This is a genomic window from Actinomycetospora sp. 2LY8.5 (genome assembly GCF_057180585.1).
This window is the reverse complement of sequence record NZ_JBXUHE010000024.1, coordinates 1-15937: the sequence shown is the minus strand read 5'-3', so window position 1 is coordinate 15937 and position 15937 is coordinate 1. Positions and strand designations below refer to the sequence as shown.

15 protein-coding genes and 1 other RNA gene are annotated in these 15937 nt (G+C 73.8%); 7 read left to right on the top strand and 9 right to left on the bottom strand.

Annotated features, from left to right (window positions below; genetic code table 11):
- Nucleotides 1-97 precede the first annotated feature (97 nt).
- The gene (locus AC2A1K_RS22385; protein WP_483898542.1) at nt 98-1099 is read left to right on the top strand and encodes a cobalamin biosynthesis protein; all 1002 of its coding nucleotides are present in this window, start codon (nt 98-100) and stop codon (nt 1097-1099) included.
- Nucleotides 1100-1129: 30 nt separating this feature from the next.
- Here AC2A1K_RS22385 and AC2A1K_RS22380 read toward each other — a convergent pair whose 3' ends face one another.
- Genes AC2A1K_RS22380 through AC2A1K_RS22370 form a run of 3 tightly spaced genes read right to left on the bottom strand, consistent with a single transcriptional unit; the run spans nt 1130 to nt 3229 of the window.
- Nucleotides 1130-1972: an SURF1 family cytochrome oxidase biogenesis protein gene (locus tag AC2A1K_RS22380; RefSeq protein WP_483898541.1), complete on the bottom strand. Its 843-nt coding sequence runs from the start codon at nt 1970-1972 to the stop codon at nt 1130-1132.
- 4 nt (nt 1973-1976) lie between these two features.
- A complete protein-coding gene (locus AC2A1K_RS22375; protein ID WP_483898632.1) occupies nt 1977-2723 on the bottom strand; it encodes a fructosamine kinase family protein in 747 nt (248 codons plus the stop codon).
- 44 nt (nt 2724-2767) lie between these two features.
- Complete coding sequence (locus AC2A1K_RS22370; RefSeq protein WP_483898540.1) at nt 2768-3229, bottom strand: low molecular weight protein-tyrosine-phosphatase; 462 nt, start codon at nt 3227-3229, stop codon at nt 2768-2770.
- A 156-nt stretch (nt 3230-3385) separates the two neighbouring features.
- Here AC2A1K_RS22370 and AC2A1K_RS22365 point away from each other — a divergent pair, with 156 nt between their 5' ends.
- Genes AC2A1K_RS22365 through AC2A1K_RS22355 form a run of 3 tightly spaced genes read left to right on the top strand, consistent with a single transcriptional unit; the run spans nt 3386 to nt 5600 of the window.
- Entirely contained in the window at nt 3386-4207 is an 822-nt protein-coding gene (locus tag AC2A1K_RS22365) for a Nif3-like dinuclear metal center hexameric protein (RefSeq protein ID WP_483898539.1), read from the top strand.
- Nucleotides 4204-4938, top strand: a complete 735-nt coding sequence (locus AC2A1K_RS22360) for a zinc ribbon domain-containing protein (protein WP_483898538.1) — start codon at nt 4204-4206, stop codon at nt 4936-4938. Before AC2A1K_RS22365 ends, AC2A1K_RS22360 begins: the two co-directional genes overlap by 4 nt.
- The gene (locus tag AC2A1K_RS22355) at nt 4935-5600 is read left to right on the top strand and encodes a histidine phosphatase family protein (protein ID WP_483898537.1); all 666 of its coding nucleotides are present in this window, start codon (nt 4935-4937) and stop codon (nt 5598-5600) included. The genes AC2A1K_RS22360 and AC2A1K_RS22355 overlap by 4 nt, the downstream gene beginning before the upstream one ends.
- Here the strand turns inward: AC2A1K_RS22355 and AC2A1K_RS22350 are convergent.
- Nucleotides 5586-6338, bottom strand: coding sequence for a helix-turn-helix domain-containing protein (locus AC2A1K_RS22350; protein ID WP_483898536.1), 753 nt, complete (start codon nt 6336-6338; stop codon nt 5586-5588). The genes AC2A1K_RS22355 and AC2A1K_RS22350 overlap by 15 nt on opposite strands.
- Nucleotides 6339-6795: 457 nt before the next feature.
- Between AC2A1K_RS22350 and AC2A1K_RS22345 the strand changes: the two genes are divergently transcribed.
- A complete protein-coding gene (locus tag AC2A1K_RS22345; protein WP_483898535.1) occupies nt 6796-7830 on the top strand; it encodes an MFS transporter in 1035 nt (344 codons plus the stop codon).
- Between the two features lie 93 nt (nt 7831-7923).
- On the opposite strand, the gene AC2A1K_RS22340 is transcribed toward AC2A1K_RS22345, so the two are convergent.
- From AC2A1K_RS22340 to AC2A1K_RS22330, 3 genes are all read right to left on the bottom strand, one after another.
- Complete coding sequence (locus AC2A1K_RS22340) at nt 7924-8778, bottom strand: oxidoreductase (RefSeq protein WP_483898534.1); 855 nt, start codon at nt 8776-8778, stop codon at nt 7924-7926.
- A 116-nt stretch (nt 8779-8894) separates the two neighbouring features.
- Nucleotides 8895-10136, bottom strand: a complete 1242-nt coding sequence (locus AC2A1K_RS22335) for an ArsB/NhaD family transporter (protein WP_483898533.1) — start codon at nt 10134-10136, stop codon at nt 8895-8897.
- A complete protein-coding gene (locus AC2A1K_RS22330; protein WP_483898532.1) occupies nt 10133-10882 on the bottom strand; it encodes a sulfite exporter TauE/SafE family protein in 750 nt (249 codons plus the stop codon). Before AC2A1K_RS22330 ends, AC2A1K_RS22335 begins: the two co-directional genes overlap by 4 nt.
- Nucleotides 10883-10986: 104 nt before the next feature.
- Between AC2A1K_RS22330 and AC2A1K_RS22325 the strand changes: the two genes are divergently transcribed.
- A complete protein-coding gene (locus tag AC2A1K_RS22325) occupies nt 10987-12372 on the top strand; it encodes an MFS transporter (RefSeq protein WP_483898531.1) in 1386 nt (461 codons plus the stop codon).
- On the opposite strand, the gene AC2A1K_RS22320 is transcribed toward AC2A1K_RS22325, so the two are convergent.
- A complete protein-coding gene (locus AC2A1K_RS22320) occupies nt 12312-13013 on the bottom strand; it encodes a GntR family transcriptional regulator (RefSeq protein WP_483898530.1) in 702 nt (233 codons plus the stop codon). The two genes, AC2A1K_RS22325 and AC2A1K_RS22320, sit on opposite strands and share 61 nt — an antisense overlap.
- Nucleotides 13014-13101: 88 nt before the next feature.
- Between AC2A1K_RS22320 and rnpB the strand changes: the two genes are divergently transcribed.
- An RNA gene (rnpB, locus tag AC2A1K_RS22315) (RNase P RNA component class A) lies at nt 13102-13500 on the top strand.
- Nucleotides 13501-14658: 1158 nt separating this feature from the next.
- Here rnpB and AC2A1K_RS22310 read toward each other — a convergent pair.
- Entirely contained in the window at nt 14659-15807 is a 1149-nt protein-coding gene (locus AC2A1K_RS22310) for a tyrosine-type recombinase/integrase (RefSeq protein ID WP_483898529.1), read from the bottom strand.
- Nucleotides 15808-15937: the final 130 nt, after the last annotated feature.

Below are 15937 nucleotides of genomic sequence, written 5' to 3'. Positions count from 1 at the left end.
TTCCGACCGAAGGGCCCCTCCGCTCGCGTAGACGGGTGCGGGGCGCCCTTCGCCGGAACGCCGGCACCGGCGTCACGCGGCGAGAGGCTCGGTTCGCATGATCGACAGGGCCCCGCGGCCGCCGAAGGTGCCGCTCGCGCGGGCCTCCGGGCTCGCGCTCGGGGTGCTCGCCGACGCGGTGCTCGGCGATCCGCGCCGCGGTCACCCCGTCGCCGCGTTCGGCGCCGTGGCGGGTGCGCTCGAGCGGCGCTGGTGGGCCGACCGGCGCGGTCCGGGGGTGGCGTACGCCGCGGTGCTCGTCGGCGGGGCCGTGGGCGTGGGGGTGCTCGCCGAGCGTGTCCGGACCCCCGCGGCCCGCACCCTGCTGACCGCCGCCGCGACCTGGACGGTCCTCGGCGGCACGTCCCTGGCGGCCGAGGGCACGGCGATGGCGGCGTCCCTCCAGGCCGGCGACCTCGACGCCGCCCGCGCGCGGCTGCCGCACCTCTGCGGGCGCGACCCCTCGGCGCTCGACCCCGACGGCCTGGCGCGCGCGGCGCTCGAGTCGATCGCCGAGAACACCGCCGACGCCGTCGTCGCCCCGCTGGTCTGGGGCGCCGTGGCCGGGGTGCCCGGCCTGCTCGGGCACCGGGCGGTGAACACGCTCGACGCGATGGTCGGGCACCGGTCGGCGCGGTACGAGCGGTTCGGCTGGGCCTCGGCGCGCGCCGACGACGTCGTCGGCGTCGTCCCGGCCCGTGTGTCGGCGCTGGTCACGGCGGCGTGCGCGCCGCTGGTCGGCGGGCGGCCGGGCGACGCCTGGCGGGCGTGGCGCCGTGACGCCCCCGCGCACCCGAGCCCGAACGCCGGCCCGGTCGAGGCGTCGTTCGCGGGCGCGCTCGGCCTGCGCCTGGGCGGGCGGACCGTCTACCCCTACGGCGTCCAGGACCGCCCGGTGCTCGGCGGCGGCCGCACCCCCGAGGTCGCCGACCTCCCGCGCGCCGTCCGCCTCTCCCGCGCCGTCGGCCTCGCGGCGGCCGCCCTGGCCGTCGCCGTGACGGGTGCTGCACCCTGCGGCACGAAGCACGACGGAGGTGCCGCGCCGGAGGCGGACGGCTGACGTCCGGTGTCAGAACGCCGACACGATCGCTCAGCGACGCCCGTACCGGTCCGCGAGCTCGTCCTCGGTCGGCGACGGTGCCTGCGCGTCCCAGTGCGTCCCGTCGGCGGCGTCGCGGGGGTCCTGGCGATCCCGCGGCCGCGGTTCGAGCCCCCGCTCGCGCCGGTACTCCAGGCGCGCGAAGTAGATCCACGCCCCGATCGCCATCAACCCGAAGATCAGCCACTGCCAGGCGTAGGAGTACGAGGGGTTCGGGTCGGGCGGAGGCAGCGGGACGGGGGTGAGCACACCGGGCTGGCCGGGCAGCAGCTGCACGTACCCCGGGCTCGTCGCCACCCCGCCGGCCGCGGCGACCGTGGCGGCGTCCGCGGAGTAGACCTGACGCTGCCCGTCGGCGACGACCGCGGGCCGGGTGGGCGCGCCCTCGTCGAGGCGCTGGTAGCCGGTCACCGTCACCGCCCCGCCGGGCGGCGCCGGGATCGTCGGCAACGCGCCGTGGGAGTCGGTGCGCACGTAGCCGCGGTCGACGAGCACGGTCTCGCCGGTGGTGCTGACGAGCGGGGTCATGACCTCGCTGGCCGGATGCCCCTCGATGCTGCGCAGGCGCACGAGCACCTGCCCCTCCGGGCGGTACGTGCCGGTGACGGTGACCTGCCGCCACGCCACGTCCTCGCCGGGGGCCGCGCCGGGGGCGACGAGCTCGGCGCGCGGCACCGGCGCGGTCGACACCGCCCGGACGAGCGCGGCGTTGTCGCCGGAGCGCTCGTCGCCGCGGTGGAACTGCCACGGGGCGAGCAGGTAGTAGCAGGCGAACGCGAAGGCGGCCACGGCGAGCGTCAGAGCGATCCACCCGGGCTTCAGCAGGAACCGCACGGACTCAGATTATCCGCTCGCACACCGCGAGAGCCTGCCTGCCGTACCCGCCACCGAACAGCTCGGCGTGCACGAGCAGGGGGAAGAGCTGGTGCAGCCCGACGCGGTCGCGCCAACCCTCGGCGAGCGGCGCGGCCTCGTCGTAGGCGGCGAGGATCGTCTCCAGCTGCGGCGTCCCGAACAGCGCGAGCATCGCGAGATCGGTCTCGCGGTGCCCGCCGTGCGCGGCGGGGTCGATCACCCAGCCCTGCCCGCCGGACCACAGCACGTTGCCGGTCCACAGGTCGCCGTGCAGGCGCGCGGGCGGCTCGGGCGGTCCGGCGACGTCCTCGAACCGCGCGCAGGCCCGCTCGACGAGCGCGAGGTCGCCGCCGTCGAGGGCGCGCCGGGCGTGGGGCAGGACGCGGTGCTCGGCGTACCAGGACGGCCAGTGCTCGCCGGCCTCGTTGACCATGCGCGCCTCGCCGATCCACGCGTGCACCGGGCCGCCCGGCGGTGGGGCCCCGAACGCGGGGGCGCCGGCGGCGTGCAGCGCGGCGAGCCCCCGGCCGAACGTCTCGGCGGACGCCGCGTCCGGCCGGCCGGCCGGCACACGAGTCGAGACCATCGCGCCCTCGGCCTCCCCGAGCACCGCGGGCACGCCGACGACGTCGGGCTCCGCCAGCCAGCGCAGCCCGGCGGCCTCGGCGGCGACGGCGGACGGCTCCCCGGACTTGACGACGACCTCGGTGCCGTCGTCGAGCGTGGCCATCCGCACCCCACGACCGCCCCCGGCCAGGAGCGCGTCCACGGACGTCACGGCGCGACCCGCGCCACGAGCCCCGGCATCGCCGCCTCGACCATGTCCATCACCTCGTCGAACCCGCCGGGGCCGCCGTAGTACGGGTCGGGCACCTCGGCGCCCTCGGGCGCGTCCGGGTCGAAGGCGCGCAGCAGCACGACGCGTTCGGGATCGACGCCGCCGGCGACGAGGTCCCGCACGTGGTCCTCGGTCGCCGCCACGAGCAGGTCGGCGGCGAGCAGCTCACGGTCGACCTGCCGCGCGGTGTGCCGGGTGTCGTAACCGCGCTCGCGCAGGGTGTCGGCCGCCCGGCGATCCATCGGCTCACCGACGTGCCACGGCCCGATACCGGCGCTGCTGACCTGCACCGCGTCGGTCAGGCCGGCGTCGGCCAGGCGCGCGCGGAACACCTTCTCCGCCACCGGCGACCGGCAGATGTTTCCCGAACAGATGAAGACGACGTGCACGTCGGCCATGATCCCGGTGCGGCCCGCGGCGCGGCCGAGGGGCGCCCCGGCGACGCCGCGAACGGGGAGTTCGTGCGCGTAGAAGCAGCGAACCGCGCGTTCGCTGCGGAACCCCCGCGCGCCCGCACCGGGACGCCACCGCCGCGGTGGGCAGAATGGACGGCCATGACCACCGTCGCCGACGCCGTCGCCGCGCTCGACTCCGCGTACCCGCCGGCGCTGGCGCAGGACTGGGACGCGGTGGGGCTGACGGTCGGCGACCCGGCCGCGCCGGTGCGCCGGGTGCTGGTCGCCGTCGACCCGCTGCCGGAGGTGATCGACGAAGCGATCACGGAGAGCGCGGACCTGCTCCTCACCCACCACCCCCTGCTCCTGCGCGGCGTGCACGCCGTCGCGACCACCGCGCCGAAGGGCGACGCGATCCACCGGCTCATCCGCGGCGGCGTCGCCCTGTTCACCGCCCACACCAACGCCGACGCCGCGAACCCCGGCGTCTCCGACGCGCTGGCCGACGCGCTCGGCGTCGCCGTGGAGCGCCCGCTGGCCCCGGAGGACGACGAGACGGTCGGGATCGGCCGCGTCGGCGCGCTGCCCGCACCGGAGACCCTCGCAAGGTTCACGGAGAGGGTCGCCGACGCCCTCCCCGCCACCGCCTGGGGCGTGCGGTCGGCGGGCGACCCCACGCGGACCGTCGAGAGGGTCGCCCTCTCCGGCGGGGCCGGCGACTCGATGCTGCACCTCGTCCGCGCCGCCGGGGTCGACGTCTACGTCACCGCCGACCTGCGCCACCACCCCGCCACCGACCACCTCGCCGAGCCCGGTGCCCCCGCCCTGGTCGACGTGGCCCACTGGGCCTCCGAGCACCCCTGGTGCGCGCAGGCCGCGGCCGTGCTCGCCCGGGCCGCCCCCGACCTCGAGATCACCGTGTCGACCACCCGCACCGACGCGTGGACCGTCGGCCAGCCGTCAGGAGCCGTGAACGCATGAAGGCCGACCCGACCGCCCAGCGCCGCCTGCTCGACCTGGCCGCCCTCGACGCCGAGCTCGGCCGGGCCCAGTACCGCCGGCGCACGCTGCCCGAGCAGGCGGCGGTGGAGGAGGCCGAGACGACGGTGCAGGGCCACCGCGACGCGGTCGTGCGCGCCCGGACGTCGGTGAGCGACCTCGGCCGGGAGGTGGCCAAGCTCGAGCAGGAGGTCACGCAGGTCCGTACCCGCGAGGAGCGTGACCGCGGGCTCATGGACTCGGGCAGCGTGTCCGCCAAGCAGATGACCGACCTCTCCCACGAGCTCGACACCCTCGCGCGCCGCCGCGGCGTCCTCGAGGACGAGCAGCTCGAGGTCATGGAGCGCCTCGACGCCGCCGAGACCGACCTCGCCCACGAGCAGTCCGAGCTCGACGCCGCGGAGTCGGCCCTCGCCGACGCCGTCGAGCGCCGCGACGGCGTGCTCGGCGACCTCGACGTCCTCGAGGAGCGCCGCGGCGCCGAGCGGACCGAGGTCGCCAAGGATCTGCCCGCGGACCTCGTCGGCCTCTACGACCAGCTCCGCGCCCGGTCGGGCACGGGCGCGGGCGAGCTGGTCGGCAACCGGTGCGGCGCCTGTCGCCTGGAGATGGACCGCAGCGAGCTGCGCGACGTCGCCGCGGCCGCCCCCGACGACGTCGTGCGCTGCGAGCAGTGCGGGGCGATCGTGGTGCGCACGGAGAAGAGCCGATGAGCACGGCGGGCTCGTGGACGGGGCGCGGCGACATCTCGCCGACCCGGGTCCTGCTGCTGCGTCACGGGCAGAGCCCGCTGTCGGTGGAGCGCCGCTACTCCGGGCGCGGCGACCCCGAGCTCACCCGCGAGGGCCTCGAGCAGGCGGCCGCCGCGGCGACGGCGCTGGCCGCCCGGCACGTCGCCGCCGACAGCCACATCCGCACGGTGATCAGCTCGCCACTCCTGCGCGCGCGGCAGACCGCCGAGCCGGTCGCGGGCGTCCTCGGCCTCGGCGTCACCGTCGACGACCGCCTCACCGAGACCGACTTCGGCACCTGGGAAGGGCTGACGTTCTCCGAGGCCGCCGCGCAGGACCCCGAGGTCCACCGCGCATGGCTCGGCGACAGCGCGGTCAGCCCGCCTCGGGGCGAGAGCTTCGACCTCGTCGCCGGCCGGGTGTACGGCGCACTCGACGACGTGCTGCGCCGCCACCCCGGCCAGACCGTCGTGATCGTCAGCCACGTCACGCCGATCAAGCTGATCCTGCGTCGGGCCCTCGACGGGGGCCCGCAGATGCTCTACCGGCTGCACCTCGACCTGGCGTGCCTGTCGGTGGTCGAGTTCTGGCCCGACGGGGGCGCCTCGGTGCGCCTCGTGAACGACACGTCATACCTGGCCTGACTCCGGTTCCGACTCCTCCAGCTTCGTGATCTCGGCCTCCAGGCGGATCAGGACGTCGATCTGTGCGGGGGAGTAGAGCTCGCGCATCGCCGTGCCGATGGTCTCGCCGGCCCGCTTGCGGCCGAGCGGGCCGTCGGTCGCGATGTCGGGCACGGGGTGGGCGGCGCGGACCGCGCGGGTGGGCTCGGCCATCCGCTCGGCGAGGTCCTGGCGCGCGGTTTCGTCGGCGTCGGCGGGCAGGTCGTCGAACTCCTGGAACGACGGGTCCTCGGGTGTGTCCCGGAGCAGCTCCGCGTACGCCTCGAGGCCCCGCGACCCGAGCACTCGGCTCATGACCACCGAGAAGGACCGGTCGGCGTCGGAGAGCTTGACGTTCTTCGCGGCCGCGGCGAGCTCGGGCGGCAGGTCGGTGGGCACCGCCTGGGTGAGGATCAGCCCGAGCTCGACCCGCGCGCGCTGCAGCCGCTCGATCGTCTCGGCGAGCTCGGCGTCGAGCGTGCGCAGCGCCTGCTCGGGATGGTCGTCGGCGTCACCCATCTCCTCGATCTGGGCCAGCGAGAACCCGAGATCGGTCAGCCGCTTGATCCGCAGCACCCGCACGAGGTGCGCGACGCCGTACTGCTTGTAGCCGTTGGCCCGCCGCTCGGGCTCCTCCAGCAGCCCCACCTCGTGGTAGTGCCGCACGGCCCGCAGCGTCGTCCCGGTGAGCTCGGCGAGCTGGCGGGTGCTCCACCCCATCGGTCGGTCCTCCTGGTCGCGTGGGCGTCCACCTCAGTGGAAACCGTGCCGCTGCGTCATGGTCAAGCGTGCTCCGGATCACGCCCCGGTTCCTTGAGTGTGCCCCGACGGCCGGGTGCGTCCTGTCCCTCGTCACCGCTCGAGGGAGGGAACGAGATGGCCGGCGACCGGACCCGGGCCCGCAGCGCGATCTTCTTCGTCTCGTACGGGCTGTCGCTGCTCGGCCAGGGCATCGCGTCGGTCGTGCTGCCGCTGATCGTTCTCGCCCGGACCGGCGACGTCCTCGCCGCCGGCGTCCTCGCGACCGCGACGACGACGGCCTCCGCGGTGGCCGGACTGGTGTCCGGGCTGCTCGTCGACCGGATCGACCGGCGCCGGGTCTCCATCGCCTGCGACCTGCTCGCCGCCGCGGCGGTCGCCGCGCTGCCCGTGGTCGACGCCGTCGTTCGGGCTCGACGTGAGCTGGTTCCTACTGCTCGGCGTGATCGGGGCGGTGATCCGCGTGCCCGGCATGACGGCGCGCGAGACGCTGCTGCCGGCGCTCGCCCGCCTCGGCCGCGGCGGCCCGGGATCACTCGACAAGCTCGTCGCGACCCGCGAGACGGTCGGCAACGTCCTCATCCTCGCGGGCCCCGGGCTCGGCGGGCTGCTCGTCGCCCTCGTCGGGCTCTCGCCGGTCGTGATGCTGGCCACCGCCGCGACGAGCCTGCTCGCCGCGCTGACCGCGCTGGTCATCGACCCGCGCGCCGGTGTCGCCCCGGCGCGGGAGCGGGGCTCGGCGCCCGGCGGATCGCTCGGCCGCGCCGTGACCGATCTGGTCGACGCCTGGCGCTTCCTCGCCCACCGGCGCCTCGTGCTCGGCGCCACGCTGCTCACGTCCGTGCTCGCCGCCGTCCTCGGCGCGCTGCAGAGCACGCTGATGCCCGCCTACTTCACGGGCGAGGGCCTCGCGAGCCTCACCGGTCTGACGCTCTCGGCGATCGCGGGCGGCAGCATCGCCGGCTCCGCGGTCTACGCCGCCGTCGCCGAGCGGCTGGCGCGGCGGACGTGGTTCGTCGTCGGGATGCTCGGCACGCTCGTGGGCTTCGGCGCGGTCGGCAGCATGGCCTCGCCGTGGGTCGTGCTCGGCGGTGCCGTGCTGGTCGGCCTCACCTTCGCTCCGGCGTCCGCCCTGCTCGGCGTGATCATCGTCGAGGCCACCCCGGACGCCATGCGCGGTCGGGTGCTCGGGGCGCAGAACACGGTCACGCTCGCCGCCCCGGCGCTCACCAACGCCCCGCTCGCGGCCGTCGCCGCCGGCGCCGGGCTGCCCGTCGCCGGGCTCGTGCTCGCCGCGCTCGTGGGCGTGGCGGCGGTGCTCGCGCTGCTCGCCCCGGCGTTCCGGGAGCTGGACGCCGCTCCAGCGCCGCCGGCCACGCCCCACCCGGAGGGGCCGGACCCCGCCCTTCTCCGGACGACGACCCGTCCCGACGCACCGACAGGTGCCCGATGACGCCCGTGACGCCGGCCTGCGTCGCCTCGGGCGCCCGCTTCCGGCCCGCGTCTCCACGTCGACGGACATCACGCGCCGAGCACGAGGCCGCCGTCACGCGATGCTGTCGAGCTCCGCGACCGCGTCCGCCGGCAGGGTGAGATCCGCGGCGGCCAGGTTCTCCCGCAGGTGCGCCCGCGAGGACGTGCCGGGGATGAGCAGCATCGTCGGCGAGCGCTGCAGCAGCCACGCCAGCGCGGTCCGCTGCGGCGTCGCCCCGACGCGCTCGGCGACGCGCGCGAGCGTGTCCGACTGCAGCGGCGAGAAGCCGCCCAGCGGGAAGAACGAGGTGTACGCGATGCCTTCGGCGGCGCAGTGGTCGACGAGGTCGTCGTCGGCGCGGTGCACGAGGTTGTAGTGGTTCTGCACGCACACCACCGGCGCGATCTCCCGGGCCTCGGCGAGCTGCTCGGGGGAGACGTTGCTGACCCCGAGGTGGCGGATCAGCCCGTGCTCGCGCAGGTCGGCGAGCGTGCGGAAGGCCTCGGTGAGGGACTCCGAGTGGTCGTCGGATACGCGCAGGTTGACGACGTCGATCGCCTCGAGGCCGAGCCGCTCGAGGTTCTCGTGCACCTCGCGGACCAGCTCGTCGGGCGACGTGTCGAGGTTCCACGACCCGTCCTCGCCCCGCCGGCACCCGACCTTGGTGACGATCCGCAGGTCGGCGGGGTAGGGGTGCAGGGCCTCGCGGAGGATCTCGTTGACGATGAACGGGCCGTAGTAGTCGCTCGTGTCGATGTGCGTGACGCCGCGGTCGACGGCCTCGCGCAGCACGGCGACGGCCTCGTCGCGGTCACGGGGCGGCCCCATGACGCCCGGCCCGGCGAGTTGCATGGTGCCGTACCCCATGCGCGTCAGGACGAGGTCGTCCGCGAGGGCGAGGCGGTCGGTCAGCTCCGATGTGGTCATGGACCCAGGATTCACCCGCTCGCGGCTGCCGGGGAGCGACCGCTCGTCCTGGTACCGGCCGTACCCCCCGGGGTCGGAGCCGTACTGGCGGACGATCGCCGCGCCGCCCCTGGAGGTCAGCCCGTCACGGTGAGCGTGATCCACAACGCGGCGGTTCCCGCGACCACGCCGAGCGGGACCGTCGCGAGCCCCGCGACCGTGAACGTCCCCAGCGGGGCGGGCACGCCGCGGGCGGCGAGCACGCGGCGCCAGAGCAGCGTCGCGAGCGAGCCGACCGGGGTGAGGTTCGGCGCGACGTTCACGCCGATCAGCACGGCGAGCACGGCGCCGACCGCCGGCGTCGGCCCGAGCGCGGCCAGCAGGATCAGCGTCGCGGGGAGGTTGTTGACGACGTTCGCGAGCACGGCCGCGACCGCCGCCGACCCGAGCAGCGACGCGAACGAGGTACCGGCCGGGAGCAGGTCGGCGACGAGCGCGCCGAGGCCCCGGTCGGTCACCGCCGCGACGACGACGCCGAGGGCCAGGACGAACAGGCAGAACAGCGGCGCCGCGGCGCGCACGACGTCGCGGAGGCGTGTCCGACCGGCGGCGACCGTCCTCGTGGCCAGGACCAGCGCGCCCGCCACCGCGACCCACACCGGCTCGACCCCCAGTGGGGACGACACCGCGAAACCGAGGAGCGTCGCGGCCAGGACGGCGAGCGCGACCCGGGGGACCGGCACCTCCTCGTCCGGCCCGCGCGGGTCGGCGGGCTCGGCGAGGTCGCGGCGGAACGTCAGCCGCAGCCCGGCGTACTCGACGAGGAGCACGGCGAGCTGCGGCAGCAGCATCAGCCCCGCGAAGCCGAGGAACGTCAGCCCGCTGGCCTGCAGCGCCAGCAGGTTGGTGAGGTTCGCGACGGGCAGCAGCAGCGAGCCGCTGTTCGCCAGGTGCGCGCAGGCGAACGCGTGCGGCGCCGGGCGCGCGCCGAGGCGCCGGGCGGTGTCGAGCACGACCGGGGTCAGCAGCACCACGGTCGCGTCGAGGCTCAGGACCGCGGTCGTCAGCGTCGCGGCGAGCACGACCAGCGCGAACAGGCGGCGTGACCGGCCCCGGGAGTGTGCGGCGAGGTGGCCGCCGGCCCAGCGGAACACGCCCTCGGCGTCGGCGAGGTGGGCGAGAACCAGCACGGCGGCGAGGAAGCCGACCGTCGGCCCGAGCTCGACGACCTCCTCCCCGGCGCGGCCGGGGGCGATCAGTCCGGCCAGCAGCACCACGGCCGCGGCGGGTACGGCGACTGACGCCTCGGGCAGCCCGCGCGGGCGGGTGACCGCGACGGTGAGGACGGCGGCGAGCAGGCCGACGGCGAGGACGGTCACGTCACGAAGAGGTAGATCGCCACCGCGACGCCCAGCACCACCACGCTCCAGCGCAGCACCCCGTCGGGCATCGTCTTGGCGACCGCCATGCCGAGGAAGCCGCCGACCAGCGTGGTCGGCGCGAGCAGGAGCACGGCGAGCCAGTCGACCGGGGCGAGGAACGCGAACAGCGCCACCGTCACCGTGCTCGTCACCAGCGAGAGCAGGACCTTCAGCGCGTTGAGCCGCCGCAGGGTGTCGTGGGCGAGCAGGGAGAGCACGGCGATGAGCACCACGCCCAGCGCCCCGCCGAAGTAGCCGCCGTAGAGCGCCGCCAGGAAGATCGCCGGGATGAGCACGCGGGGGTTGTCGGTGGTGCGCTCGGACCGGCCGGTCCACACCTTGATCCACGGCTGCGCGCCCAGCGTGAGGCTCGCCAGCAGGACGAGCACGGGTACGACCGCGTCGAACACCGACTGCGGCAGGACCAGCAGCAGCGTGCAGCCGATCGCCGCACCCGCGGCGGCGACGATCGAGGTGGTGACCAGCCGCCGGTGCTGCTCGCGCAGATCGTCCCGGGCGCTGACGACGGAGCCCGCGTAGCCGGGCCACTGCGACACCGAGTTCGTGACGTTCGCCGGTAACGGCGGCATCCCCACGGCGAGCAGCGCCGGGAACACGATCAGGGACCCGCCACCCGCGACGGCGTTGACGGCCCCGGCGAGCAGGCCCAGCACCCCCAGGAGGAGGACCTCCCACCCTGACACCCCGGAGACGCTAGCCCGCCGGCCGCGGTCTCTCAGGACGAGTGGGGGTTGTGTCCCAGGTCACCAGTTTGAGAGTCTTCGTATACAGTATGGAAGGAGCCGCCATGAACGAGTCGGCCGGGACCGAGGTGCGCGACTGCGACGGTCGCCGCTACCGCGTCGGGGAGGATCCCCGCCAGATCCTCGGGCGGCCGCGGTCCTCCGTGCTGGGCGCCGCGGCCCTCGCCATGGCGGCCGTCGGCGTCATGCAGTACGCCTTCGGCGCCGTCGCGCCGACCCTCATGGCGGCCCGGGGCTGGGGGCTCGAGGAGGTGTTCTGGCTCCTCGCCGCGTGGACGGTGTTCCAGGGCGGCATCGGGTTCCCGGTCGCGGCCCTGCGTGGGCGCCGTGCGATCCGGCCGCAGGCGCTGATGGCGGTCGGCGGTGTCCTGTGCGCGCTCGGGCTGGTCGCGCTCGGGACGGCGGGCGCCCTGCTCGCCGTCGTCGGCTACGCGGTGCTCGCCGGCAGTGGCGCCGGGATCGTCTACGCGACGTGCAGCTCGGTCGCCGCCGCCTGGTACCCGGAGCGCGCCGCCCGGCAGGTCAGCGTCGTCACGGGCGCCTTCGCCCTCGGGTCGCTGCCCGTGGTCGCGGCGACCCTGCTGACCGTCTCGCCCGCGGGGCTGTCGTCCGCGCTGGTCGGGGCCGGCGTCGTGGTACTCGTGCTCGTCGTCGGCGCCGGGCTGCTCCTCGCGGACCCGCCGGCGGACTGGTGGCCGGCCCACGTCGACCCGCGGCGCTGGGCGCTGCGCCGCTCGCCCGTCCGCCTGGAGAACCCGGCCGCGGCGCGGGCGTTCACCACGCGCCAGGCCGTGCGGACGCGCGTGCTGCCCCTGATCGGGCTCGTCCTGGCCGCCGCGGTCGCGGTGTCGCTGCTCGACGCGGCGTTCCTGGTCGTCCTCGCCCTCGACATCGGTGCCGGTCAAGGCGTGACCGTGCTCGCGGCCGGCGCGCTCGTCGTGCTCGCGGGGGTCGGCCGCTCGGTGGCGGTCACCGTCGCCGACCGCGTCGGCGCCGCGCGGACGATCAGCGCGGTGCTCGTCGTGCAGGCGATCGCGCAGGCCGTGCTCGCCGCAGCGGCCGCCTCGACGTCGGTGTCGCTGCTGATCGCGGGCGCGGCGCTGGCCGGCGCAGGCGGCGGCGCGTTCTACCCGCTGTTCGCGGGCCTGACGCGCGAGTTCTTCGGGTACCGCAACGCCGTCGACGTGCACGCCGTCGTCTACAGCGCCAAGGCCGTCGGCGGGCTGCTCGGCGTCGGCGTCGCGGCGAGCGTCGTCGCGCACTGGGGGTTCGGCGCGACGTTCGCGCTGGCCGTGCCCGTCTCGGTGGTCGCCGCGCTGGCGGTGCGCACGCTGACGCGGCCCGGGCTCCCGCACACGATCCCGGGGGCTCAGCGCCCCGCAGCGGCGCCGTCCGCGGCGAGCGCGTCGTCCTCGGCCGCCGCGAGGTAGGACCGGCGGGTCTCCTCGGTGTGGGCGCGCATCACCGCCGCCGCGCGGTCGGCGTCGCCGGCGACGATCGCCTCGATGAGTTCCGCGTGCTCCCTCCACGACTGCTCGCCGCGCTGCTGGGCGACCGGCGTGTAGTACCAGCGGACCCGGCGGTCGACCTGCGCGGCGAGCTCGACGAGCACGTCGTTGCGCGACGCGCGCGCGACCGCGGCGTGGAAGCTCGCGTTGGCCTCGACCATCTCGGCGCGGTCGCCGCCCTCGACCGCGCCGACGCCCACCCGGTGGAGCTTGCGCAGCTGCTTCACGTCGTCCTCGTCGGCGTGGAGCGCGGCGAGGCGTGCCGCCTCGGTCTCGAGGAGGGCGCGCACGTCGAGGAGCTGCTCGGCCTCGCGTTCGGTCGGGTTGTGCACGAACGCCCCGAAGCCAGGGCGCAGCTCGACCCAGCCGTCGTTCTTCAGCCACTGCAGGGCTTCGCGGACGGGCTGGCGGGACACACCGAGGGTCGAGGCCAGCTCGGCCTCACCCAGGTGCTGCCCGGGCTGCAGCGCGCGTGTGACGATCATGTCGAGGATCGCGTTGTAGGCGCTCTCGCGCAGCGGCACCGGCCGCTCGATGCGCTGCGGCGTGGCCGGCGGCGTCATGCGGAGTCCCCTTCCGTGGCCCCGAGGGGCCGTCCTTCGTACACCGCCGACAGCATACGAGGTGTGTGTCGTAGCCTGGTCCTGCGGACGAGTCGGCCGGGCGACCGCGGCGGGTGATCCCCGTCGAGGAAAGTCCGGACTCCACAGGGCAGGGTGGTTGCCAACAGCAACCCGGGGTGACCCGCGGGACAGTGCCACAGAGAACAGACCGCCATCGGGTTCGCCCGGTGGTGAGGGTGAAACGGTGGTGTAAGAGACCACCAGCGTCCTGGGCGACCAGGACGGCTCGGTAAACCCCACCCGGAGCAAGGTCAAGAAGGTGCCCCGCTCGCGGAGCACCGCGCAGGTCGTCCGAGGGCTGCCCGCCCGAGACCTGCGGGTAGACCGCTGGAGCCCGCCGGCAACGGCGGGCCGAGATGGATGGTCGCCACCCACGCTCCCGCGAGGGACGTGGGCACAGGATCCGGCTTACAGGCCGACTCGTCCGCCCCACACCCTGTGACCTGCATGTTCCTACCCGGACCCGTCCTCGGCGCCCGTCCCGGGGCACACCAGGGGCACACGGCAGGCCAAGCGCACACATCTCCCGCCTCGCGTGTAACGAGTTCGCCATGGCTTGCGACGATCAAGCGGACACCCACGTGACCAAGAAGTCTTCACCCGGGAATGCGCACCCTTACTCTTCTTCATCGGCTTTACGGCCGAGACTACTAGACACTGGAAGTTGCCAAGTTGAACGGAGACGGTTCCGGTCCACTTCAGCCTGGAGACGCATCAGAGTCAACTGGATCAGGTGATAGCGGATTCCCTGGTAACTCCGATCCCACAGTTCCGATCAGAGTTGGCGGGGTTGAAAAACCAGATCGAGTTGATCTTGTTTCAGTAGTCTTGATCGGCATTGCGGCCAATGTTCTTCAGCTCCTCGGTCCACTCGATCTCGACCTATGGCAGACCTTTGGAGTAGCTTTTCTAGCTGCTGGCGTCTACATGCTTTCGCGTAGGCGGTTCGTTCAACGAGTTGCTTGGATCAAGTTGCTCCGAGGGTCAAGGTGGAGTGCTGTCGCGATCGTGCTAGGTGTCGCGCTCTTAGTGGCGTCGTTCGCTGCCAGCTCCCTCGGAGCGCCGACTGTCCTGATTTCGGACGACTTTTCTGAGCGCGATGGGCCAGTGTGGACTCTATCTGGCCTTTCCACCAACGAGGCACGATATGACTCGTCGGGGTATCTTATGCTTCCAAGGGAGGGGTATGCCATCTGGTCGCGCCCAGTCGGGGCTCCCACTGCTACGAATGTACGTGTAACCGCAACCTCGCAACTTCTACGTGGCCAAGGAGGTTGGAGTCTGTGGTGTCGCGGTACAAGTCAGGATGAACGATACGAATTCAGCGTCACGCACACCGGTGCCGCTTATATTAAGACGCCTACGGGCGGGACAGAACCATCGCAAGTCCCTGGGTTCGATGCCTACCAAGAGAATACGATGACTGCAGAGTGCAGAGACACCCCCTCGGGAATTTCCCTCGTTCTGCTTATCAACGACACTCGACTGGACTATCTCGAAAAGGAGCTGCTACTCGGTCCGGGAGAGCAGGGAATAGGAGCCTTCGCCTTCGTTGAGGTGGCAGGCGATACGGCCGTTCCACGTTTCAGCGAGTTCGGTGTCGAGAAGATCGACTAGCATTCAGTTGGTTGCACACGCGCGTCTGGCTCGGCGACTTCAATACGGAATCGACGGCCTCGCGTGTGCGGTCGTCCGAATCCGGCCACAGGTGCGAGTAGGTGTCCAGGGTCTCGGCCGCCGTCGCGTGACCCAGCCGGCTCTGCACGGTCTTCACCGACTCGCCGTGGCGGATCAGCAGCGACGCGAAGTAGTGCCGGAGATCGTGGAAGCCGGTCCCAGCCGGAGCGCCGGCCACGGACACCATCGGGCGCCACACGCGGGAGAACGCCGTTCTGCGCAGTCCGCTCCCGTTCGCGACGGTGAAGATCAGCCCGTCCGGGTGCGATGACGGGAACCGACGCACGTGCTCGGCCAGCTCCTCGACGACGACCTGGGGGAGCGGGATCGTCCGATGCGACGCCGACGTCTTCGGCGGCGCGAGGAACGTGGCCTTCCCGGGCATGAGCACGAGCTGTTGGTCCACCCGTAGCGTCCGGCGCAAGAAGTCGATCCGGTCGAGCGCGAGCCCGAAGCACTCGCCCTGCCGCATCCCCGTTCCGGCCCCGAGGACGACAAGGGCCCGCAGACGCGGGGGAGCGGCCGAGATCAGCGCCTCCACCGTCTCCGTCGCCAGCGGGACGACCTCGCGCGGGAGCTTCTTGGGCAACCGCGTCCCCTCGCACGGCGAGGACGAGACCAGCCGGTCGCGGATCGCCGCCTTGTAGATCGACGCGACGATCCCGTGCACGACCTGCACCGTGGAGGCGGAGAGTGCACCGGGCTCCGAGGACAGCCGGCTCACCCACGCCTGCACCTCACTCGGGCGGATCGAGGCGAGCCGGCGGTCACCGAAGTACGGGTAGACGTTCCGGCGAAGGTTGGTCTCCACGTGCGCCTGAGTGGTCGGGCGGTGGACCTGCGCCAGCCGCCACGATTCCGCGTAGTCCCGGAAGACCGTCTTGTCGTTCGGGTCGACGTAGTTGCCCCGGACGAGATCGGCCTCCACCGTCGCGAGGAAGCGCTGAGCGTCGAGTTTGCGCGGGAACGAGCGCTTCCGCTGCTTTCTCGACGGATCACGCCACCTCGCGACCCACGTGGTGTTGCCGTCGCGAAGCCGCTTCTCGATCGACGACATCAGGCCCTACCTTCAGAGGTGCGGCCGGAGCTGGTGTTGGCTCCGGGTGTGCAGGCGGAGCGGGGATGGCTTCCATCAGAGCTGCCGTCAATGGCCGTAGGCTGCTGTTCCCCCCGCTCTGCCCCCTGCT